Consider the following 20648-nt stretch of genomic DNA (forward strand, 5'->3'; position numbering starts at 1 on the left):
CCGGTGCAGAGGGAGCGGGGTCAGACGCCCCAGGCCTCCTGGTAGGCGGCCCGGAAGTCGACCGGCTCGAAGTCCTTCCCCTGCGCGGGGAGCCCGTTCTCCGCGTCGATGACCTGGAAGCCGTCGCCCTGCACGAGGGGCTCCTCCTCGTTCAGGACGCGGATGGCGGTGTCCACCGAGCCCCAGCCGCCCCACTGCGTCGGGTAGCCGACGATCGCGTCCTGGCCGCCGTCGGCGCGGATCAGCTCCATGTTGGCGACGTTGCCCAGGCCGCTGATCACGTTCAGGTCGGCGGAGCGGCCGGAGGAGACGACGGCCTGGGCCAGGCCGGCGGGCATCCAGCCGCCCAGCGGCACGAAGACCGAGTTCACGTCGGGCGCCTGCAGCAGGGCGGTCGAGAACTTCTGCGGCAGGGCGCCGGTCATGACGTCGTTGTTCGCGACCTCGAGGGTGCCGACGATCTCGCAGCCACCGCAGGTGGCGATCTCCTTCTCGAAGCCCTCGGCGAGCCAGGGGCCCCACAGCGGGTCGGTGAAGACCAGGTGGAGCACCTTGGCCGAGCCCTCGGTGGTGCCGATCAGCCAGTCGGCGGCGAGCTTGCCCTGCAGCTCGAAGCTCTCCTTGACGCTCATGCCCTCGAGCTGGATGCGCTCGCTGGCCCACAGCGGCTCCCCGCCCACCGCGTCGCAGTCGGCACCGCCGGCGCCGACGACGGTCACGCCCGCGGACCTGGCCTCCTGGAACGGCTGCTGGATGCTGGCGCAGTCGATGCCCACCGGGATCACCACGTCGGCGCCGGCGCTGACCGCCTGGCGGACGCACTCGCCCCAGCCGTTGGGGTTGAGCTTGCCGTCGCAGAGCCGCGCGCTCCAGCCCACGGCCTCGGCCGCCTCCTGGACCGCCGCCGTCGGCGTCGAGCAGCTCGGGATCTGCTCACCGCAGGACACGACCCACAGGTCGACGCCCTCCTTCGGCGTGGTGGGCGTCGTCGGAGGGGTGCCCATCTGACCCTCGTAGGCGACCTGGAGCAGGTCCTGCGTCGCGGCCGGTTCGCCGCCGGACCCGCCGGCGGAGCTCCCCGAGCCGCCTGCGTCCTCACCGGAGGAGCCACAGGCCGCGAGCCCCACGGTGGCGACCAGGGTGAGGACGGCGGTCACGCCGAGCCGGCGCAAGGTGCGGGTCATGGACTTCCCTTCGACGCAGGCGCCCGTCGTCGGTGACGGGCGTCACTGGCGTCGAAGTGTCAGGACCACGGCCGGGAAGCGGAAATCACTTCTTCTGCTGGTCGCTATCAGCGCGATCTATGGGGACTGCTTCCTCGCCCACGGCCATCTCCGCTGCCCGCGCGACGACGTCGCGCAAGTACTCGTGCTCGGGGTCGCCGTCGTAGGCGGGGTGCCACCACATCGCCTCGATGAGCGGGCCGGCGTCGAAGGGGCAGGGCAGCGCCCGGATGCCGACGTTCAGCGGCAGCAGGTCCACCAGGCGGCGCTGCAGCAGGGCGATCCGGTCACTGCCGGCCACGAGCGCGGGCACGGTCAGGAAGTTCTCCACGACCACCTGGACCTGCGGCTCGATGCCCAGCATGCGCATCTGGCGGGCGGCCGGCGTCGAGGCCGTCGGCCCGTGGTAGGTCGCCACCCAGGGCAGGGTCTCCAGGTCGCGGACGGTCAGCCCGACCTCGGCGACCGGGTTGTCCGCCGCCACCACGCACACCCACTCGTCGCGGTAGAGGTCCTGGCGGGAGAGCCCGGTGAGGAAGCCGGGCGGCAGGAAGAGCAGGTCGGCGGAGAGCAGGGCCTGGTCGGCCCGGTCCACGATCGCCGGCGAGTGCATGGCCAGCCGCAGGCGGGTGTGCGGAGCCTCCTCCGCGAGCAGGGCGGCCACCGTGTCGCCGAGCACCGCCACCACGTAGTCGCTGGTCAGCAGCCGGAACTCGCGGGTCGAGGACGCCGGGTCGAAGGCCGGCTGGGCGGTGAAGACCCGCTCCACCCCGGTCAGCGCGATCCGGGCCAGGCCGCGCAGCTGCACGGCCAGGGGCGTGAGCCGGTACTCGTTGCCCACCCGGGTGAGCAGCTCGTCGTCGAAGTGCCGGCGCAGCCGGGCCAGGGAGGCCGACAGGGCGGGCTGGCTCAGCCCCATCTGGGCCGCCGCCCGGGTGACGCTCCGCTGCTGGAGCAGCGCGTCGAGCGACACGAGCAGGTTGAGATCCAGGCTCGCGAGGTTCATGCGCGGCACCCTATAGATCGGGCTTATGCGCGTCATCAGACATCTCGTCTTCCCTCACCCCTGTGGGCCGGACCACTGTCCTGGCCATGCACGAGACCCCTGACCGCCTCGACCGCACCGATCCCGAGGGCGCGATCGCCGCCGCCGCGAAGCGCTGCTCGAACTGGGGCCGGTGGGGTGCCGACGACGTGCTCGGCACCATGAACTTCCTCGACGAGGCCAAGCGGGCCGAGGGCGCGGCGCTGGTCCGCCGGGGCGCGAGCTTCTCCCTCTCGCTGCCCTTCGACACCGACGGCCCGCAGAAGGGCTGGCGCCGCCGGACCAACCCGGTGCACACCATGACCGACACCGGCACCGACGCCGAGCGCGGCGTGCAGGGCTTCCCGCACGGCATCGGCGGCGCCGACGACGTCATCGCCATGCCCCTGCAGTGCTCGACCCAGTGGGACGGCCTCGGTCACATCTTCGACCACGGCTACGCGTGGAACGGCCGCCGGGCCGGCGACGTCGTGACCAGCCTCGGCGACGCGCTCACCGGCATCGAGACCGTGGCCTCGCTCATCGCCGGCCGCGGGGTGCTGCTCGACGTGGGCCGGGCCATCGGCACCGACGGCGAGCTGCCCGACGGCTTCGCCATCACCGCCGAGCACCTCGAGGCCACCATCGCGGCGCAGGGCGGCTCCTCCCGCGTCGGCCGCGGCGACCTCCTGCTGGTGCGCACCGGGCGGCTGACCCGGGCCCGCCGCGACATCGCCGAGGGCCGCGGCTGGGGCGACTACGCCGGCGGTGCGGCCCCCGGCCTGTCCTTCACCACAGCCGACTGGCTGCACGGCAGCGAGGTCGCCGGTGTCGCCACCGACACCTGGGGCTTCGAGGTCCGGCCGAACGAGTTCGACGTCGCCTTCCAGCCCCTCCACCAGGTCGCCATCCCGAACATGGGCCTGTTCATCGGCGAGATGTGGGACCTCGACGCGCTGGCCGCCGACTGCGCCGAGGACGGCCGGTACGACTTCTGGCTCACCGCCGCCCCCCTGCGCGTGACCGGCGCCGTGGGCGCCCCCGTCAACCCGATCGCCGTCAAGTAGCCGGACAAGGGAGTCCTGACATGCCTGCTGTGAACAGCGTCCTCGTCGTCGGAGGCGGCCTGGCCGGCGCCGCGACCGCCATCCACCTCGCCCGGGCCGGCGTCGCCGTCGACCTGGTCGAGATCAAGCCGGACGTCGCGGCGCTCGGCTCCGGCATCACCCTCCAGGGGAACGCGCTGCGCGAGCTGCGCTCCCTCGGGGTGTGGGACCAGGTCCAGGCCGCCGGCTACGCCTTCGACGTCACCGGCATCCGGGCGCCCGACCCGCACGGCACCGTCGTCGCGGAGGTCCCCGACGCCAAGACCGGCGGGCCGGACCTCCCCGCCGCGATGGGCATGCCGCGCCCGGAGCTCGCCCGGATCCTCGCCGACCGGGCGACCGAGGTAGGCGTGAAGATCCGCCTCGGCACGACGCACAGCGACCTCCGGCAGGACGAGCACGGCGTCGACGTCACCTTCTCCGACCACTCCACCGGCCGCTACGACGTGGTCGTGGGCGCCGACGGCATCCGGTCCTGGACGCGCCGGGCGCTCGGGGTGAACCTGGAGACGACGTCGGTCGGCATGGGCATCTGGCGCGCCTTCGGGCCGCGGCCGGAGGCCGTGACGCGCACCGACCTCTACTACGGCGGGCCGTCCTACATCGCCGGCTACTGCCCCACCGGCGAGGACTCGCTCTACGCCTACATCGTCGAGGCGGCGCAGGACCGCAGCGCGCTCACCCCGGACGAGCAGCTGGCGGTGATGAAGGAGCTGTCGCAGGCCTACCACGGGCCGTGGGACGAGATCCGGGAGTCGCTGACCGACCCGTCGCGGGTGAACTACACCTGGTTCGAGACCCACCTCCTCGACGAGCCGTGGAACCGCGGCCGGGTCGTCCTCATCGGCGACGCCGCGCACACCTGCCCGCCGACCATCGCCCAGGGCGGTGCCATGGCCCTCGAGGACGCCGTCGTCCTCGCCGAGCTCCTCGTCGAGCGGGACGTGCTCGACCAGGACCTCTGGGACACCTTCGCCGCCCGCCGGTTCGAGCGCGTGCGGACCGTCGTCGACGCCTCCAACGCGCTCGCCCGGTGGCAGCTCGACCACGTGCAGGGCGACATCCCGAGCCTCATGCGCTCCATCGCCCAGCTGACCAGCCAGCCCGCATAACCCCTTCCCCCGGACGAGATCTGCACAGTCGCCCCCGTCGAGCCACTGATGCGGGCGAGTGTGCAGATCTCGCCCGCGACCCGGAGAGACCGATGACCAAGCAGCGCCTGATCACCCACCTCCGGCACGTCGACCTCGCCGTGCCCGACTTCGCCAAGCAGCTGGAGTTCTACTCCGGCACCTGGGGGCTCACGACCGAGCACACCGACTCCGGGCTGGCCTTCCTGGCCGCCGAGGGCTCCCCCGAGCAGTACATCGTGCGGCTGCGCGAGGGCGAGAAGCGGATCGACCTGATCTCCTTCGGTGCCGCGAACGCCGCCGACGTCGACACCCTCGCCGAGCAGCTGGCCACGGACGGTGTCCAGCTGGTGCACGAGCCCACCGACCTGCAGACCCCCGGTGGCGGCTACGGCTTCCGGTTCTTCGACAACGAGGGCCGCACGATCGAGATCAGCTCCGACGTCGCGGTGCGCCAGCACCGGGCCATCGAGGAGGGCGAGTCGATCCCGGTGCGGCTCTCGCACGTCGTGCTCAACTCGACCGACCCCGAGGGCACCGTCGCGTTCTACGACAAGCACCTGGGCTTCTCGCTGTCGGACACGCTCATGCACCCCCGCATGGGCAACATGATGTATTTCCTGCGCACCAACGCCTGGCACCACAGCATGGCGATCGCGCGCGGTCCGCACGCCTCGCTGCACCACGCCTCGTTCGAGATGCGCGGCGTCGACGAGTACATGCGCGGCACGGGCCGGCTGCTGCGGGCCGGCGTCGAGAAGATCTGGGGCCCCGGCCGCCACCTGGCCGGCAACAACACCTTCAGCTACTTCCTCGACCCGCAGGGCAACACCGTCGAGTACACGACCGAGCTGGAGACGCTCGACGAGGACACCTGGCACCCGCACCTCTACGACATCAGCAACCCCGAGGTCTCCGACCAGTGGGGCACGGCGAACGCGATGAACGAGTTCGTCGCGCAGAAGTCGTTCAACGACCCGGACAAGGGTCTGTTCGTGGCTCCCCCGGTCTGATGCGGTTCGCCACCTGGGAAGCCGGCGGGGCGGTCACGGCCGGGGTCGTCTCCGACGCCGGGCTGCACGCGCTCCCCGCGCGGACGACGGTGCTCGACCTCGTCCGCGCGGGGATCCCCGCCGCGCTCGAGGCGGGTGCCGCCGCGCTCGAGGGCCCGGCGGTGCCGCCGGCGTCGGTCCGGCTGCTGCCGCCGCTGGAGGCCCCGACCGTCCGCGACTTCGTCGCGTTCGAGGAGCACGTCGAGGGCATGGTCGCGCCGAGCGGCGAGTCGGTGCCGCCGGAGTGGTACCAGGCGCCGACGTTCTACTTCACCAACCCGTACGCGCTGGTCGGCGCGCACGACGACGTCCCGGTGCCCCCGGGGTCGCAGCGGTTCGACTTCGAGCTCGAGGTCGCCGTCGTCGTCGGGCGGGACGGCGCCTCGCTCACCCGCGAGCAGGCCCGCGAGCACGTGTTCGGCTACACGGTCCTCAACGACTGGTCGGCCCGTGACCTGCAGTTCCGGGAGATGGCGGTCAAGCTCGGCCCGGCCAAGGGCAAGGACTCCGCGACGACGCTCGGCCCGTGGCTGGTGACGGCCGACGAGCTGGAGCCCTACCGCGACCCCGAGGGCTTCCTGGCCCTGGACATGCGGGTCTCGGTCAACGGCGTCCAGATCGGTCAGGACCTGCTGTCCAACATGGGCTGGCCGTTCGAGGAGCTCATCGCCTACGCCTCGCGAGGCACCCAGGTGCGGGCCGGCGACGTGCTCGGCTCGGGGACCTGCGGCAACGGCGGCTGCCTCGGCGAGCTGTGGGGCATCCGGGGCGACGCCGCTCCCCCGCCGCTGCAGGTCGGCGACGTCGTCGAGATGACCGTCGAGGGCCTCGGCACCATCCGCAACCGCGTCGTCGAGGGCCTCACCCTGCCCCCGGTCGCCCCGGCACGGCCACGGCCCCGGACCCGCACGCGCTCGTGAGGGTCGCGGGCAAGACGGTCGTCGTCACCGGAGCCGGGCAGGGCCAGGGCGCCGCGGAGGCGCGGCTCCTGGCCGCCGAGGGCGCGACCGTGATCGGCTGCGACCTCACCGCCGCACCGGTCGAGGCGCTCCCCGGCGTCGAGTACCGGCAGCTCGACGTCACCGACGCCGCGGCCTGGGCCTCGCTCGCCGCGGAGCTGGACCGGGTCGACGGCCTGGTGGCCAACGCCGGCGTCACCTGGCGGGCACGGCTGGCCGAGCTGGACCCCGCCGACCTGGCGAGGGTGGCCGACGTCAACGTCACCGGGACGCTGCTCGGCATCCAGGCGCTGACCCCGCTGATGACCGACGGAGGCTCGGTCGTCGTCGTCGGGTCGGTCGCCGCGCTGACCGGGCACTACCCGGTCGCCTACACCGCCAGCAAGTGGGCGCTGCGGGGCCTGGCCAAGGCGGCGTGCCTGGAGCTGGGCCCCCGCGGCATCCGGGTCAACACCGTGCACCCCGGCTACGTCGAGACGCCGATGACGGCCTCGGCGACGCCGGCGTTCCGGGACGCGAACATCGCCGAGACCCCGCTCGGCCGCACCGGCACCGTCGACGAGGTGGCGCCGCTGGTGCTCTTCCTCGTCAGTGACGAGGCCTCCTTCATCTCCGGCGCGGAGATCCCCGTCGACGGCGGCCTGACCGCCCACGGCGGGGTCAAGTCGATCAGCGACGCCGTCCGCGCCCCCCGTCCGTCCAGCACCGCCTGAACACCTGCGAGAGGAACCACCCGTGTTCGAGTACTTCCCCACCGCGCCCTACACCTGGAACCTCAGCGTCGTCGCGACGCTGAACTCCGGCGGGCTCATCGACGAGGTCGACCGCGCCTGCCGGCCGATCAAGGACGCCGCGAACGCCGGCGAGGACGCCGGGACGGGCGACTTCCTGCGCGCCTGGACGGCGCTGACCGACCAGCTGGTGGGCCAGGCCGAGGACGCCGAGAAGGCCGGGCACGTCCGGACCGCCGGGCAGCTGTACTTCCGGGCCAACAACTACCTGGCCCAGGCCGAGCGGATGCTCGCCCACTCCAGCCCGGACCGGGTGCCCACCTACCGGCGGATGCTGGAGATCGCGGAGAAGGCGTTCGAGACGCACAGCCCGCGGGTCTCCCGGGTCGAGATCCCCTACGAGGGAACGACGCTCCCGGCCTACTTCAGCGCCGCCCCGGCCACCGACCAGGGGTCCGCGCCGGTGATCGTCCTGGTCAACGGCCTGGACTCCACCAAGGAGCACATGTACGCCTCCAACCACTGGGAGGAGCTCGCCGCACGCGGCATCTCCTGCCTGATGCTCGACCAGCCCGGCACCGGTGAGGCGATCCGGCTGCAGGGGCTGACCGCCCGCATCGACACCGAGGCCTGGGCGGGCGCGGCCGTGGACTACCTGGAGACGCGCGGCGACGTCGACGCCTCCCGGATCGGCATCGTCGGCTGGTCGCTGGGCGGCTACTACGCACCGCGCGCCGCCGCCTTCGAGAAGCGCTTCGCGCTCTGCGTGGCCTGGGGCGCCAACCACGACTGGGGCTCGGTACAGCGCCGGCGCAAGGAGCGCGAGGGCGAGCGCCCGGTGCCGCACTACTGGTCGCACGTGCTCTGGGTCTGGGGGCAGCCGGGCGACGAGCACGACCTGGACACGTTCCTGGACTTCGCCGACGCCGTGAACCTCGAGGGCGTCGTCGAGAAGATCACCGTGCCGTTCCTGGTCGCGCACGGGCAGAACGACCGGCAGATCCCGCTGGAGATGGCGCACCGCTCCTACGACCAGGCGGTGGGCTCGCCGAAGCGCGAGCTGCGGGTCTTCACGCCGGAGGAGGGCGCCACCGAGCACATCGGCCTGGACCACCTGCCGCACGTGAGCACCTTCGTGGCCGACTGGGTCGCCGACACCTTCGCCGAGCTCGCCGGCTGAGGCGACCGCGGCCGCCGGCGTCAGCCCGGCGCCGACAGCTCGTCGAGGGCGGCCAGCACCGTCGGCCAGGCGGCGCTCTCCGGGTCGACCAGCGGGAAGTGGCCGCCGTCGACCCGGGTGAGCGCCGCCGCGGGGTGGGCGCGCACGTAGGACTCGCTCACCTCGACGGGGACGATCTCGTCCGCCGTCCCGTGCAGGATCCGCACCGCTCCCTCCGGTGCCGGCAGCCGCACGGGGTCCAGGTCGGCCCGCACGGCGGCGGCCTCGCCCAGGAAGGCGGGGACCGCGCCGTCGCCCAGGCCCAGAGCCTCCGCCAGCCCCAGGTCGGCGGCCGGCGCGAGGGCGAGGACACCGACCGGCACGTGCGGCGGCTCCAGGGTGGCCGCGGCCAGGAGGGCCAGGTGCCCCCCGGCGGAGTGCCCGGCGAGCAGGACCGGCCGGCCGGCGAGCCCCGGCTGCCCGGCGACCGCGCGCACTGCCGCGCGGACGTCGTCCACGGTGAGGTCGGGCCGGCCGGGCACCCGCCGGTACTCCGGCGCGACCGTCGTCCACCCCGCCGCGGCGAGCGCCTCGGTCATCGGCCGCACGTGCAGCCGGTCGATCTGCGGCCGCCAGAAGCCCCCGTGCAGCAGAACCAGCACCGGCCGGCCGGGCGGGCCGGCCGGCGCGAACCGGACGTCGGCGACCTGCTCCTCGGCCGGCCCGTAGGTGAGGACGGCGTCGGGCGCCGACGCCGTCCGGCTCAGCACCGAACGGTCCTCGGCGGCCATCAGGGGGTCCTCCGGCGGCAGGCGTCCATGCGTCAGTCCTACTCGACCGGCGGCCGGTGCACCCGCCGGCGCTAGCGTCGGCCCCGTGACCGAGGAACCCCGGCTCCCGCGGGAGCTCGTCGAACGCGCCGCCGCCCTCGACGCCCAGGACCCGCTGGCCGCCTTCCGCGCGGAGTTCGTGCTGCCCGACGGGGTGCTGGCCTACCTCGACGGCAACTCGCTCGGCCGCCCCCTCCGGGTCACCGCCGGACGGCTGGCCCGGTTCGTCGAGGAGCAGTGGGGCGAGCGGCTGATCCGCGCGTGGGACGAGGAGTGGCTGGACCGGCCCACGGTCGTCGGCGACCTGGTCGGCCGGACGGTGCTCGGCGCCGCGGCCGGCCAGACCGTCGTCGCGGACTCGACGACCGTGCTGCTCTACAAGCTCCTGCGGGCGGCGGTGGACGCCCGCCCGGACCGGACGGAGATCGTCGCCGACACCGAGAACTTCCCCACCGACCGCTACGTGGTGGCCCAGGTCGCCGCCGAGACCGGCCGCACGGTCCGCTGGGTCGAGCCCGACCCCGCCACCGGCGTCGAGCTCGCCGAGGTGGAGGCGCAGCTGTCGGACCGGACGGCGCTGGTCGTGCTGAGCCACGTCGCCTACAAGTCCGCGTATATCGCCGACCTGGCGGGCATCACCGCGGCCGCCCACCGCGCCGGCGCCCTCGTGCTGTGGGACCTCTGCCACTCCGCCGGCGCCGTCGAGCTCCGGCTGGACGCCGACGACGTCGACCTGGCGGTGGGCTGCAGCTACAAGTTCCTAGGCGGTGGGCCGGGCGCGCCGGCGTTCGGCTACGTGGCCCGGCGGCTGCAGGACGAGCTGGTGCAGCCGATCCCTGGCTGGATGGGCCACGCCGAGCCCTTCGCCATGGGCCCGGACTACGTCCCGGCCGAGGGCATCCGGCGCCTCCTCAGCGGGACCCCGCCGATCCTGTCGATGATCCCGGTCGAGGACACGCTGGGCCTCATCGGTCGGGCCGGCATGCCCGCCGTCCGGCAGAAGTCGGTGCTGCTCACCGAGTTCGCGATCACCGTCGCCGACCAGGTCCTCGCTCCGCTCGGCGTCACGGTCGCCTCCCCCCGCGACGCCGCCCGCCGGGCCGGCCACGTGACGCTGGAGCACCCCGCGATGCGGGACGTCGTCGAGGAGCTGTGGCGGCGGGGGGTCGTCCCCGACTTCCGGCGGCCCCGCGGGCTGCGGATCGGCCTCTCCCCGCTGAGCACCGGCTTCGCGGAGCTGGCGACGGCGCTGGCTCACGTCGAGCAGGTCATTCGAACGCGGAGCGGCTGACCACCTCGGGACCGGCGAGGCGCCGGCCCATCTCCTCGTGGACGACCTGGATGGCCTGCAGCGGCCGCATCATCACGCGGAACTCGACGATCCGGCCGGCGTCGTCGCAGCGGACGATGTCGACGCCGTTGACGTACTTGCCCGCCACGCTCGTCTCGAACTCGAGCACCGCGGTGTCCCCGCCCAGCACCTCCTTGGTGTAGCGGAAGGTCCCCGCGGCGGCGTCACCGGAGAGGGTCAGGGTCGCCGCCTCGAGGTACCGGGTCGTGATCTCCTTGCCCCGCTGCGGCGTGTAGACGACGGGCGAGTAGAAGACGACGTCGTCGGCGAGCAGGTCGTCGAGCCCGCCCGGGAGCTCCCCGGCCATGTACCGGTGCCAGCGGGCGATCACGTCGTCGATCACGGGTTCCTCCTCGTCGGGGGCGCGGTCGTGCCCCGGCGTGGATCCTGGCCCGGTGGCCGGACCGGCGCCAGGGTCACGGCGCCGCCGTCACGCCTGCAGCGGCACCCGAAGCACGGTGACCGAGTGCGGCGGCAGGGTCAGGTCCAGGTGCCCGGCCTCGACGGCGGCCTCCACCGGCCCCGGCGCGACCTGCACCTGCGGCCCGCCGGTGAAGCCCAGCCGGTTGACCGCGTCCGGCGGCGCCGCGATGCGCGAGCCGCGCGCCGGGCCGGTGCCGGCCCCTTCCACCCCGAGGTCGAGGCGACGCGGCTGCTCCCCCACGTTGACCAGCTTCACGTAGGCGGTGCCGTCGTCGGAGGTCGCCGAGGCGTGGACGCCGCCGGGCAGCGCGCCCTCGACCGGTGCGACCCGCTCGCCGAGCGAGGCGGCGAACGCCTGCTGCACGAGGTAGTTCGCCGTCGGCAGCACGTGCAGGGGGCTGAAGTCGAGCAGGTTGTGCGCCCACTGCTCGTGCTCCACCAGCTCCAGCAGCGGCGCGTAGGAGGTCATGGCGACGACGTCGGAGTTCCGCTCCACCCCGGTGAGGAAGGCGGCCTCGGCGAGGGCGCTGGCCCAGGTGTTGGGCCGCGGCTCCCCGGCCGCGCCGGGGTCGACCTCGAGGTCGGTGAGGATCTCCGGCACGCCCTGGTCCAGCAGGTGCGGCGGGTGGGCCGCGTACTCGCCCAGGAACACCGTCGCCCCGCCGCGCGGGTAGCCGTCGTACCGGTGCACGTTCTCCAGGACCCACCGCGGCGACCGGTAGAAGTGCTCGTCGACGACGAGGCCGGCGTCCGGCCGCGCGAAGGCCCAGGCCTCCTCGAAGCTCGCGCCCTCGGGCAGGTAGCCGCTGGAGAGGACGATGGACAGGCCTGGCCGGTGCGCGTCCACGGCCGCCCGAATGCGCTCGAACCGGGCCAGGTAGCCGGGGCCGAAGTTCTCGTTGCCGATGCCGAGGTGGCTCAGCGCGAACGGCTCCGGGTGCCCGGCCTGCGCGCGCAGCGCGGCCCACGCGCTGGTGGCCGGGTCGCCCGTGGCCCAGTCCAGCAGGTCGACCGCGTCCTGGACGACGGCGTCGAGCTCCGGCCCGTCCAGCGGGACGCACTCCCCGCCCCGGAGCTGGCAGCTCATCCCCGCCCAGACGACGGGCAGCGGCTCGATGCCCAGGTCCTCGCAGAGGAGGAAGTACTCGTAGAAGCCGACCTGGTAGGACTGGCTGTAGTCGCCGTCGGCGCGGCGCTCGCCCCAGAGGCTCGCCTCGGCCCGGCGCTCCGCGAGCGGCCCCACCGTGTCCTTCCACTTGTAGTGGGTCCCTCCCCCGCTGCCCTCGACGATGCAGCCGCCGGGGAAGCGCAGGAAGCGGGGGTGCAGGTCGCGCAGGGCCTCGACGAGGTCACGGCGCAGGAGCCCCTGGCTCCACCGCGGGTCGCCGGCGCCCCAGTGGTCCTCGGCGACCAGGCGCACCTCGTCGAGGTCGGCGACGCCCTCGCCGGCGAACCACAGCTCCAGAGAGCCGACCGCCTCCGCGCTGGGCTCCAGCACCGCCGAGACCTCCCGCCACCCCGTCCCCTCGACGGCGAGCGCGGCGGTCGCCAGCGGCTCGCCGTCGCCGTCGAGGAGACCGACCTCCAGGGCGCCGCGGTAGCCGTCGCCCCGGACGAGGGCGGTGAAGCGCAGGGGCCCGCGGAACGCCATCCCCGGCCGGCCCCCCGGGTAGCCCGGGTTGGACAGCCGCGCCTCCCCCGCGCTCTCGACCCGGCCGAACGTGCGGCCGGGCACCACGGCGCCGTCCCCGGAGGCGGTGAGCACGCCCTCGGAGACGCTCCAGTGCCGCGTGCGGTCGATCCGGCGCGCGCCCGACCGCTCCCGGTCGAGGTAGACGCCCTCGAAGCTGTGGTTGTTCACCAGGTTGGCGTTCAGCCCGCCGTCGCAGGCGAAGTTGATGTCCTCCAGGAAGAGACCGAACAGCAGGGGGCTGACCCGCGGGCCGGCCCCCGGCCGGACCGTCGCCGTCGCCGTCGCCGGGAACGGTTCGTCGGCGGTCGGGTGCGGCTCGCTCCCGGACGGCGGCATCGGTCCTCCTGGGACGGGTGTACCGCTCGCCCCTGCGACGACGGTCGGGGACATGTGACCACAGGCTCCGGCCGTCGTCACAGCTGCGGGCGGACGCCTGCCTCGCCGGCGAGCGCACCCGGGTCCAGCGGTGCCTCTCCCCGCACCGCGCTGCGGCCCGCGCCGCGCCGCCCGGCCGGCAGGACGGTCCGGCCGGAGCTGCCCTCCAGCTCGAGGGCGAGTGCGGCATACAGCGCCACGGCGGCCAGCACGAGACCGACCCAGCCCGCCACGCCCTTCCAGGCGGCCGACCCCGTCAGCTCGTAGGCACCGGTGACCGCGAACCGGGTACCGGCCAGCGCCATCACCACCGCCGGGACCAGCTTGCTGCCCGCGGCGGCGGCTGCCGGGACGAGCATCGCCACGCCGGCGGTGACCAGCAGGACCCCCAGCCCGCCGCTCGCCGCGCCCGGCGGCGAGGACAGGGTGGTGACGCCGACCACCGCCCAGGTGCCGGCCAGCACGCCCATCCCCGTGGCCGCCACGGGGTTGCGGGTGAGGAAGCCCGTCACGGCTGCGAGCAGCTGCAGCGGCACGGTGGCGAACAGCGCGGCGAGGGCGGCGACGCGGCCGTCGGTGGGCGGGACCCAGCCGAGCTGCACCGCGGAGAACGCGACCGTGGCGAGGACGAGCGCCAGGAAGCCCAGCGGCAGCGGGGTGGCCAGAGGGCGGAGGACGACGCGGGTGGCCACCGGTGCGGGGCCCATCAGCTCACCAGCGCCTGGGTCGCGGACTCCTTGAGCTTGGCGTTGGCCCAGCGCATCTGCCGCAGCGTGTCGGGGTGCAGGCGCTCGGCCAGGGCCAGGAGCTCCCTCTGGCGTGCCCCCTGCGCGGCCTGGGCGAGCAGCTCCCAGTCCAGGGAGACCCCCGCAGCCTCCCGGTGGACGTGCCGGAGGTCGGCCAGGAGGAGCAGACCCGGATCCGGACGGCGGCCGAGGAGGTCCGACGTCGTCCGCTGCAGCCTCGCCAGCAGGCCGGGTTCCCCCACGGGCTCGGGATCGAGGTCCATGCCGTAGTCCTGTCCCACCCGAGCCAGCTCGGCGACGTGCCGCTGGGACCACCCGGCGATGTCGCGGGCCACGTAGAAGACCTCGTGGTCCACCTTGTGCCGGTCGGACACCTCCATCAGCACCCGGGCCAGGTGGTTCTCCGAACGGTGCAGCTCCTCGATCGCCAGTCCGAGCTTCATCGCGCACCTCCGGTCGCGACCGCCTCGTCGACCTGGGCGTCGGCACCACCGCGGGTGGGCGGGACGGCGTCGTCGACGGGTCGGGAGCCGGTGGTCGTCGGCGCTGGTGCCGGCGCTCCGGTCGAGACCTCGAGCCGGGTCACCTGCGCGGCGGCGGTCTTGAAGACGGGCTGCTTGGAGGCGGGGTCCCAGTCGGTGAGGGTGAGCTCGTTCGCTGCCCTCCCGGAGGCCCCGTCGGGCCGTTGCCCGCCCGGCTCGTCCCAGTAGCCGTAGTGGAAGGGCAGGAAGAGCACGCCGGGCCGGATGCCGCTGACCCGCAGGCGCGCGGTGACCCGTCCGCGCGGGGTGGCCACCTCGAGCAGGTCGCCCTCGCCCCAGCCTCGGTCGGCTGCGTCCGACGGCGACATCTCCACCCACACCTCGGGCGCCGCGGCCTGGAGCTGGGGGGCGCGGGCGGTCTTGGTGCGGGTGTGGAAGTGGTACAGCGTCCGGCCGGTGATGAGCTGGAAGGGGAAGTCCTGGCCGGGGATCTCGTGCGGGGGCAGGTACTCGGCGGCCTTGAGGACGGCGCGGCCCGTGGGGTTCAGCGCCTTGTACTCGGCCGGCTCGAGCGGCGCCCCGGTGACCAGGTCACGCCCGTAGCTCTCGCAGTAGTCGGGGGCGGCCCAGAACTGCCCGTCGACGTAGATGTGCTCGGTGCCGTCCGGGTGCTCGTCGGTGCAGGGCCACTGGATCCCGTTGCGTTCCCGGAGCTTGTCGTAGGACAGGCCCGTGTAGTCGCACGGCCGTCCCCGGCTGCACTCCTTCCACCCCTCGAAGGCGGCCTCGGGGTCGGTCCACTTCACCAGGGGGGCGCCGTCCTTGTCGCGCAGGCCCAGCCGGGACGCGAAGTCGACGAGGATGTCGAGGTCGGGCCGCGCCTCACCGGGCGGCTCGACCGCCTTCTCCGACAGGTGCACGGTGCGGTCGACGTTGGTGAAGGTCCCGGTCTTCTCCCCCCAGGTGGCAGCCGGCAGGACGACGTCGGCCAGCTGCGCGGTCTCGGACAGGAAGATGTCCTGGACCACGAGGAACAGCCGCTCCTGGGCGAGGATCTCGCGGATCCGGCGGAGCTCGGGCATGGAGACGGCCGGGTTGGTGGCCGTCACCCACATGAAGCGGATCGACCCCTCCTCCGCGTACCGGAACATCTGCATGGCGTGGGTCGGCGGCGAGTAGTGCGGGATGTCCATCGGGTCGACGTTCCAGACACGCGCCAGGTCCTGGACGTGGCTGTCGTTGGACCAGTTCCGGAAGCCCGGGAGGTCGCCGTCGGCGCCGCACTCGCGGGTGTTCTGCGCGGTGGGCTGGCCGTTCATCTGCAGGATCCCGCAGCCCGGCCGCCCGAGCATGCCCCGCACGACGTTGATGTTGTTGACCTGGACGGCGGCCGCCGTGGCCTGGTGCGACTGGTAGAAGCCCTGCAGCACGGTCGACAGGAGCCGCTCCGCGGTGCCGATGAGCCGGGCCGCCTCGCGGATCCGCTCCACGGGGACGTCGCACACCTCGGCCGCGACCTCCGGGGGGTAGTCCCGGACCCGCTTCTCCAGCTCCTTGAAGCCGACGGTGTGCGCCTCGACGTACCTGCGGTCGACCCAGCCGTTGCCGATGACCTCGTGCAGCAGCGCGTTCATCAGCATCACGTTGGTGCCCGGGCGGGGGGCCAGGTGCACCGTGGCCGCCCGCGCGACCGGGGTCTCCCGCGGGTCGACGCAGACGATGGCCGGAGGGTTCGGCCCGGCGAGCCGGTCGAGGATGCGGGTCCAGAGCACCGTCTGGGTCTCGGCCATGTTGTGCCCGTACAGGGCGATGACGTCGGCGTGGTCGATGTCGGTGTAGCTGCCGGGCTGGCCGTCCGAGGCGAAGGTCTCCTTGAGTGCGGCGGCGGCGGTGGCCGTGCACAGTCGGGTGTTGCCGTCCACGTGGTTGGTCCCGATGCCCCCGTGCGCGATCAGGCCCAGCGTGTAGTACTCCTCGAGGAACAGCTGCCCGGTCGTGTAGAAGCTGATGGCGCTGGGCCCCTGCTCGTCCAGCAGCTCGCGGCAACGTCCGGCGACGGCGTCCATCGCGGTGTCCCAGTCGGTCTCGACCAGCTCGCCGTTGCGTCGCACCAGAGGCCTGGTCAGCCGGTCCGGCGAGTTGTTGGCCTGCCAGCCGAACAGGTCCTTCGGGCCGAGGCGCCCGTGGTTCACGCGGTCGTCGGCCCGCCCGCGGACGCCGACGATGCGACCGTCCTTGACCGCGATGTCGAGGCCGTCGCCGTTGCTGTGCAGGATCGTCGCCGACTGCACCCAGCGGTCGACGTCGTCCGCGCCGACCCCGTCGGCCAGGTGGGTGTCGACGCGCACGGGCCAGGTCTCGCCGGGCCCGTACGGCGTCCGGGTCCCCCACGGCTCGGCGATCCGGTCGATCCTCGGCATCGGTTCCTCCTCCGTCCGCGCCACGTGCGGCCCGGTGCGGCCAGCCCATACCCGGGAGCGCGCGGCCGACCCGTCCGCACAGGACGACGCCCGGGTATGCGCATCCCCGGCTCCGCGCCGGGTAGCCCACGGGGGTCGGCGGAGCGCCGCCGACGGCTCGCCCGACCGCCCAGGAGGAACCGTGACCGTTGCCGGACCGATGCTCGAGACCTACCCCCAGGACCTCGGAGGCGTGGACCGCGAGAGGCTCCGCGCCTGCATCGAGGCGTGCGTCGCCTGCGCCCAGGCCTGCACGGCCTGCGCCGACGCCTGCCTCAGCGAGGAGATGGTCGCCGAGCTCCGCACGTGCATCCGCACGAACCTCGACTGCGCCGACGTCTGCGAGGCCACGGGCCGGGTGCTCTCCCGGCACACCGGCTACGACGCGAACCTCACCCGCGCCGTCCTGGAGGCCTGCGCCGCGGCGTGCAAGGCGTGCGGCGACGAGTGCGGGAGCCACGCGCAGATGCACGAGCACTGCCGGATCTGCGCGGAGGCCTGCCGGGCGTGCGAGCGGGCGTGCCGAGAGCTGCTCAGCTCCCTGGGCTGAGCGGGCCGCGCTGCCCGGCCCCGGTGGTGGTGATCCAGGCGTCGATCGTCTCCCACCACCGGTAGAGCCAGTCGGTCTGCTGCGCCGGGTCCCGCGGCACCTCGTCGGCCGGGACGAACCACCAGCGCAGGTGCAGCGTCTTGTCCATGGGCAGGCCGCGCCACAGGTCCCGCACCGTGCTCAGGTGCTCCAGCCCGGTGTGCGCGACGAAGACGACGTCGGCGTGCGGGGCGGCGCCCAGCGCTGCCGAGACCCCGGCAGGTCGCGGCGGCAGCACGTGCCGCATGGCCTCGGCCCGGCGGACCGCCGACGCCAGGCCCCGGTGGCGCAGCCGCTCGATCGCCCGCACCTTCCGCCGCGGGGTGAAGTTCGCCCTCGGGGAAGATCAGCAGGGCGTCCTCCTCGCCCAGCCCGCGGGCCAGGTCGGCGATCGCGTCCTCGGAGCTGTACCCGCCGGTGCGCTCGGCCGGGACGAAGTGGTTGGGCAGCCGGTTGAGGTAGACGTCCAGCAGCGGGTCCAGCTGCAGCAGGTCCTTGAGCACGATCCGCGGCTGCCGCAGGTGGTCGCGGTCCATCAGCGTGTGCACGAGCAGGAACGAGTCACCGGGGCCGGCGTGCCGGGAGAGCACGACCATCGCGTTGGTCGACCCGGGCACGCCGTCGTCCAGCGGCGACCAGGACTCGCCGTCGGTGACCAGCCGCAGGGCGAACAGCCGCCGCGCCGCGCGCATCAGGACGTCCAGCAGGCGGCGGAGGACGTCGTAGTGCGCCTGCCGCGACGCCGTGGTGTGCAGCCGGCGCCCGAACCCCGCGCGCACCCAGAGCGCGCCCGCCGCGGCGAGGCCGACGACCTCCACGGCGAGGTACACGAGCGCGAAGCCCAGCAGCCGCAGCGCGCGCCAGCGGCCGGGCAGGAACACCGACACGACCGCCGACACCAGCACCAGCGCGGGCAGCAGCAGCACGGCGACGGCCAGCGCACCGACCAGCAGCGGACCGGTGACCCGGCGCACCGGGCGGGGGGGCAGCACCTCAGCCCGCCCCGTCGAGGTAGCCGCGAGCGGCGGCGTGGGCCTGGTCGATCCGGGCCGACGCACCGGTGAAGTCGCGGTACCGGAGGTTGGCCGAGCCGGGAGGGGCGACGTCGCCCGAGGGCAGGACGTGCACGGTGACCCCCGGCGGCAGGGCGGCCAGGTCCCCGGCGAACCGGTGCCGCCGGGCGATCTCGAAGGCGACCGTGGCGACGTCCCACGGGCGCGTCGGGGGCTCCAGCGGTCGGTCGACCCGCCCGACGTGCAGCACGTAGATCGTCCCGGCGCCCAGCGCGACGGCCCGGCCGACCGGGATGCTGTGCACCAGGCCGCCGTCGAGGTAGTGCTCCCCGTCGAGCTCGACCGGCGGCAGCAGGCCGGGGACGGCGCAGGACGCCAGGACCGCGTCGACCAGGGGGCCCTCGCTGAACCAGTGCTCGGCGGCACGCTCGATGCTGGCCGCGACGCACTGGAACGGGACCGGCAGCTCCGCGAAGGTCCGCACCGGCAGGTGGTCCTCCAGCAGCCGCCGCAGCGGCTCCTGCGGGTGCAGGTGCGTGCGGGTGCGGGCGAGGGTGCTCATGCGCCCGAGCACCGACCCCGCGAAGACCTTCGCCGAGGCCAGCTCCTCCCAGACACCGCGCAGCCGGCGCACGGCGCCGGGCGTCGGGTCGGCGGCCACGAGCGCGCCGTTGATCGCGCCCACGGACGTACCGACCACCAGGTCGGGCCGGACGCCGTGCTCGAACAGCGCCTGGAGCATGCCCACCTCAGCCGCACCGAGCACTCCGCCGCCGCCCAGGACGAAGGCGGTGCCGCCCGCTCCGGCGGGGACGAGTGGCGGCGGCACCGCCGCATCGTGCCACTCCCCCGCAGACCCGGCAGCGACGCCCTCCGGGGCGGCAGGCACGATCGGGTCCCGTGCGCGCAGAGCAACCGGACGGCCTTCCCCGCGAGGTCCGGGTCCTGGCCGTCGTCGCCTTCGTCGTCGCGCTCGGCTTCGGCATCGTCGCCCCGGCCATCCCGCTGTTCGCCCGCGACTTCGGGGTGGGCCGCACCGCGGTCGGGCTGGCGGTCAGCGCCTTCGCCTTCTTCCGCTTCGTCTCGGCGTTCGGCGGCGGCACGCTGGTCGAGCGGTTCGGCGAGCGGGTGGTGCTCGCCACCGGCCTCGGCCTGGTCGCGGTCACCACGGGGCTGGCCGGGCTGGCCGGGTCGTTCCCGCTCTTCCTCGTGCTGCGCTCGGCCGGCGGCGTCGGCAGCGCGATGTTCACCGTCGCCGCGCTCTCGCTGCTGTTCCGGGTCGCGCCCCCGACCCACCGCGGCCGCGCTGCGGCGACCTGGCAGGGCGGGTTCATCCTCGGCGGCATCGCCGGCCCCGCGGCGGGCGGGCTGCTGGCCGAGCTCTCGCCGCGGCTGCCGTTCTTCCTCTACGCCGGGTTCCTGATCGTCGCCGGCGCCGTCGCCCTGGTCCTGCTGCGTGCGGCGCCGGCCGGGGTGGAGGGGCCGCACCCCGCCGGCCCCGACCTCGGCCAGGGACCCGTGCGCCTGGCGGCCGCCCTGCGCAACCGCGCCTACGTCGCCGCGCTGGTCGCCAACCTGGGCACCGGCTGGTTCCTCTTCGGCGTCCGCAACTCGATGGTGCCGCTCTACGTCACCGAGGAGCTGGGGCGGACGGTGGCCTGGGCCGGCGCCGGCCTGCTGGCCGGCTCGCTGGCCCAGGCCCTGGGCCTGCTGCGCTCGGGCCGGATGGTCGACCAGTGGGGGCGGCGCCCGTCGCTGGTCCTCGGCTCGGCGCTGGCCACCGTCTCGGTGGTCGCACTGGTGTTCCCGCCCGACCTCGTCGTGTTCCTCGCCTCGATGGCGGTGTTCGGCCTGGCCGCGTCCCTGCTGTCCAGCGCGCCCGCAGCCCTGGTCGCCGACATCAGCCCGGCCCGGGGCGGCCGCCTGGTCGCGGTGTTCCAGATGTCGGCCGACCTGGGCGCAGTGGCCGGTCCGCTGGCCGCCGGGTGGCTGGCCGACGTCGCCTCCTTCCAGTGGGCCTTCGCGGTCACCGGCGTCGTCATCGGGGCCGGGCTCCTCACCGCCCTGGCGCTGCCGCGAGCACCGGCGGGGGCGCCGGCCGGCGGCTGAGGGACCCGGGCGTCAGCGCCGGCGCCGGAGGAGCCGGCCCAGGAGGCCACCGGGACGCGGGGCCGGCACCGGCGCCGCCGCAGGCGGCACCTCGGGTGGCGGGGCGGTGCTGTTTCACGGGAAACGGCGAACCAAGATCGTCGGATGCAGCGGACGGTTGTGCGCCACGTCACGCTCAGCTAGGAACAGAGATC

General features: G+C 74.2%; 19 protein-coding genes and 1 pseudogene. 9 read left to right on the top strand and 11 right to left on the bottom strand.

What is annotated here, in order from left to right:
- Nucleotides 1-20 precede the first annotated feature (20 nt).
- Both E4P43_RS12000 and E4P43_RS12005 read right to left on the bottom strand, forming a co-directional pair.
- Complete coding sequence (locus tag E4P43_RS12000; protein ID WP_135145713.1) at nucleotides 21-1184, bottom strand: substrate-binding domain-containing protein; 1164 nt, start codon at nucleotides 1182-1184, stop codon at nucleotides 21-23.
- An 85-nt stretch (nucleotides 1185-1269) separates the two neighbouring features.
- Entirely contained in the window at nucleotides 1270-2229 is a 960-nt protein-coding gene (locus E4P43_RS12005; protein ID WP_135145714.1) for a LysR family transcriptional regulator, read from the bottom strand.
- 86 nt (nucleotides 2230-2315) lie between these two features.
- Between E4P43_RS12005 and E4P43_RS12010 the strand changes: the two genes are divergently transcribed.
- The 6 genes from E4P43_RS12010 to E4P43_RS12035 all read left to right on the top strand — a co-directional run bounded on the left by E4P43_RS12010 (nucleotide 2316) and on the right by E4P43_RS12035 (nucleotide 8405).
- Nucleotides 2316-3314, top strand: a complete 999-nt coding sequence (locus E4P43_RS12010) for a cyclase family protein (protein WP_135145715.1) — start codon at nucleotides 2316-2318, stop codon at nucleotides 3312-3314.
- 20 nt (nucleotides 3315-3334) lie between these two features.
- A complete protein-coding gene (locus E4P43_RS12015; RefSeq protein WP_135145716.1) occupies nucleotides 3335-4465 on the top strand; it encodes an FAD-dependent oxidoreductase in 1131 nt (376 codons plus the stop codon).
- Nucleotides 4466-4557: 92 nt separating this feature from the next.
- Nucleotides 4558-5496, top strand: a complete 939-nt coding sequence (locus E4P43_RS12020; RefSeq protein WP_135145717.1) for a VOC family protein — start codon at nucleotides 4558-4560, stop codon at nucleotides 5494-5496.
- The gene (locus E4P43_RS12025) at nucleotides 5496-6455 is read left to right on the top strand and encodes a fumarylacetoacetate hydrolase family protein (protein ID WP_135145718.1); all 960 of its coding nucleotides are present in this window, start codon (nucleotides 5496-5498) and stop codon (nucleotides 6453-6455) included. Before E4P43_RS12020 ends, E4P43_RS12025 begins: the two co-directional genes overlap by 1 nt.
- Nucleotides 6452-7207: an SDR family NAD(P)-dependent oxidoreductase gene (locus E4P43_RS12030; protein WP_135145719.1), complete on the top strand. Its 756-nt coding sequence runs from the start codon at nucleotides 6452-6454 to the stop codon at nucleotides 7205-7207. The genes E4P43_RS12025 and E4P43_RS12030 overlap by 4 nt, the downstream gene beginning before the upstream one ends.
- Before the next feature lie 22 nt (nucleotides 7208-7229).
- The gene (locus tag E4P43_RS12035; RefSeq protein ID WP_135145720.1) at nucleotides 7230-8405 is read left to right on the top strand and encodes an alpha/beta fold hydrolase; all 1176 of its coding nucleotides are present in this window, start codon (nucleotides 7230-7232) and stop codon (nucleotides 8403-8405) included.
- Nucleotides 8406-8425: 20 nt separating this feature from the next.
- On the opposite strand, the gene E4P43_RS12040 is transcribed toward E4P43_RS12035, so the two are convergent.
- Complete coding sequence (locus E4P43_RS12040; RefSeq protein WP_135145721.1) at nucleotides 8426-9175, bottom strand: alpha/beta hydrolase; 750 nt, start codon at nucleotides 9173-9175, stop codon at nucleotides 8426-8428.
- Nucleotides 9176-9260: 85 nt separating this feature from the next.
- On the opposite strand from E4P43_RS12040, the gene kynU reads away from it, so the two are divergent.
- Nucleotides 9261-10505 carry a kynureninase gene (gene kynU, locus E4P43_RS12045; RefSeq protein WP_135145722.1) on the top strand — a complete coding sequence of 415 codons (1245 nt, stop codon included), beginning with the start codon at nucleotides 9261-9263 and terminating at the stop codon, nucleotides 10503-10505.
- Here kynU and E4P43_RS12050 read toward each other — a convergent pair.
- From E4P43_RS12050 to E4P43_RS12070, 5 genes are all read right to left on the bottom strand, one after another.
- Nucleotides 10483-10908: a nuclear transport factor 2 family protein gene (locus tag E4P43_RS12050; protein WP_135145723.1), complete on the bottom strand. Its 426-nt coding sequence runs from the start codon at nucleotides 10906-10908 to the stop codon at nucleotides 10483-10485. The two genes, kynU and E4P43_RS12050, sit on opposite strands and share 23 nt — an antisense overlap.
- 87 nt (nucleotides 10909-10995) lie before the next feature.
- Nucleotides 10996-13017: an alpha-L-arabinofuranosidase C-terminal domain-containing protein gene (locus E4P43_RS12055; RefSeq protein WP_135145724.1), complete on the bottom strand. Its 2022-nt coding sequence runs from the start codon at nucleotides 13015-13017 to the stop codon at nucleotides 10996-10998.
- Nucleotides 13018-13094: 77 nt separating this feature from the next.
- Nucleotides 13095-13763 carry a GPR1/FUN34/YaaH family transporter gene (locus tag E4P43_RS12060; RefSeq protein ID WP_135145725.1) on the bottom strand — a complete coding sequence of 223 codons (669 nt, stop codon included), beginning with the start codon at nucleotides 13761-13763 and terminating at the stop codon, nucleotides 13095-13097.
- Nucleotides 13763-14245 carry a hypothetical protein gene (locus tag E4P43_RS12065; RefSeq protein ID WP_135145726.1) on the bottom strand — a complete coding sequence of 161 codons (483 nt, stop codon included), beginning with the start codon at nucleotides 14243-14245 and terminating at the stop codon, nucleotides 13763-13765. Before E4P43_RS12065 ends, E4P43_RS12060 begins: the two co-directional genes overlap by 1 nt.
- The gene (locus E4P43_RS12070) at nucleotides 14242-16704 is read right to left on the bottom strand and encodes a nitrate reductase (RefSeq protein WP_135145727.1); all 2463 of its coding nucleotides are present in this window, start codon (nucleotides 16702-16704) and stop codon (nucleotides 14242-14244) included. Before E4P43_RS12070 ends, E4P43_RS12065 begins: the two co-directional genes overlap by 4 nt.
- Nucleotides 16705-16885: 181 nt before the next feature.
- On the opposite strand from E4P43_RS12070, the gene E4P43_RS12075 reads away from it, so the two are divergent.
- On the top strand, nucleotides 16886-17293 hold the full coding sequence (locus E4P43_RS12075; RefSeq protein WP_135145728.1) for a four-helix bundle copper-binding protein: 408 nt from the start codon (nucleotides 16886-16888) through the stop codon (nucleotides 17291-17293).
- On the opposite strand, the gene E4P43_RS20530 is transcribed toward E4P43_RS12075, so the two are convergent.
- The 3 genes and pseudogenes from E4P43_RS20530 to E4P43_RS12085 form a co-directional block, all read right to left on the bottom strand.
- Nucleotides 17277-17642, bottom strand: a complete 366-nt coding sequence (locus tag E4P43_RS20530; RefSeq protein ID WP_245159098.1) for a hypothetical protein — start codon at nucleotides 17640-17642, stop codon at nucleotides 17277-17279. The two genes, E4P43_RS12075 and E4P43_RS20530, sit on opposite strands and share 17 nt — an antisense overlap.
- 79 nt (nucleotides 17643-17721) lie before the next feature.
- Nucleotides 17722-18024 (bottom strand): annotated as a pseudogene (locus E4P43_RS20535) (acyltransferase); the annotation flags it as partial.
- 301 nt (nucleotides 18025-18325) lie between these two features.
- Complete coding sequence (locus E4P43_RS12085) at nucleotides 18326-19174, bottom strand: patatin-like phospholipase family protein (RefSeq protein ID WP_135145729.1); 849 nt, start codon at nucleotides 19172-19174, stop codon at nucleotides 18326-18328.
- 71 nt (nucleotides 19175-19245) lie between these two features.
- Between E4P43_RS12085 and E4P43_RS12090 the strand changes: the two genes are divergently transcribed.
- Nucleotides 19246-20454, top strand: coding sequence for an MFS transporter (locus E4P43_RS12090; protein ID WP_135145730.1), 1209 nt, complete (start codon nucleotides 19246-19248; stop codon nucleotides 20452-20454).
- Nucleotides 20455-20648 lie beyond the last annotated feature (194 nt).

Origin of the sequence: Blastococcus sp. TF02A-35, from assembly GCF_004571075.1 — a bacterium.
Taxonomy (GTDB): Bacteria; Actinomycetota; Actinomycetes; order Mycobacteriales; family Geodermatophilaceae; genus Blastococcus.

Coding starts and splice junctions, on each gene's coding strand:
- E4P43_RS12040 (WP_135145721.1), bottom strand. CDS start 9,175: ATGGCCGCCGAGGACCGTTCGGTGCTGAGCCGGACGGCGTCGGCGCCC.
- E4P43_RS12010 (WP_135145715.1), top strand. CDS start 2,316: ATGCACGAGACCCCTGACCGCCTCGACCGCACCGATCCCGAGGGCGCG.
- E4P43_RS12025 (WP_135145718.1), top strand. CDS start 5,496: ATGCGGTTCGCCACCTGGGAAGCCGGCGGGGCGGTCACGGCCGGGGTC.
- E4P43_RS12065 (WP_135145726.1), bottom strand. CDS start 14,245: ATGAAGCTCGGACTGGCGATCGAGGAGCTGCACCGTTCGGAGAACCAC.
- E4P43_RS12005 (WP_135145714.1), bottom strand. CDS start 2,229: ATGAACCTCGCGAGCCTGGATCTCAACCTGCTCGTGTCGCTCGACGCG.
- E4P43_RS12015 (WP_135145716.1), top strand. CDS start 3,335: ATGCCTGCTGTGAACAGCGTCCTCGTCGTCGGAGGCGGCCTGGCCGGC.
- E4P43_RS12070 (WP_135145727.1), bottom strand. CDS start 16,704: ATGCCGAGGATCGACCGGATCGCCGAGCCGTGGGGGACCCGGACGCCG.
- E4P43_RS12020 (WP_135145717.1), top strand. CDS start 4,558: ATGACCAAGCAGCGCCTGATCACCCACCTCCGGCACGTCGACCTCGCC.
- E4P43_RS12000 (WP_135145713.1), bottom strand. CDS start 1,184: ATGACCCGCACCTTGCGCCGGCTCGGCGTGACCGCCGTCCTCACCCTG.
- E4P43_RS12060 (WP_135145725.1), bottom strand. CDS start 13,763: ATGGGCCCCGCACCGGTGGCCACCCGCGTCGTCCTCCGCCCTCTGGCC.
- E4P43_RS12055 (WP_135145724.1), bottom strand. CDS start 13,017: ATGCCGCCGTCCGGGAGCGAGCCGCACCCGACCGCCGACGAACCGTTC.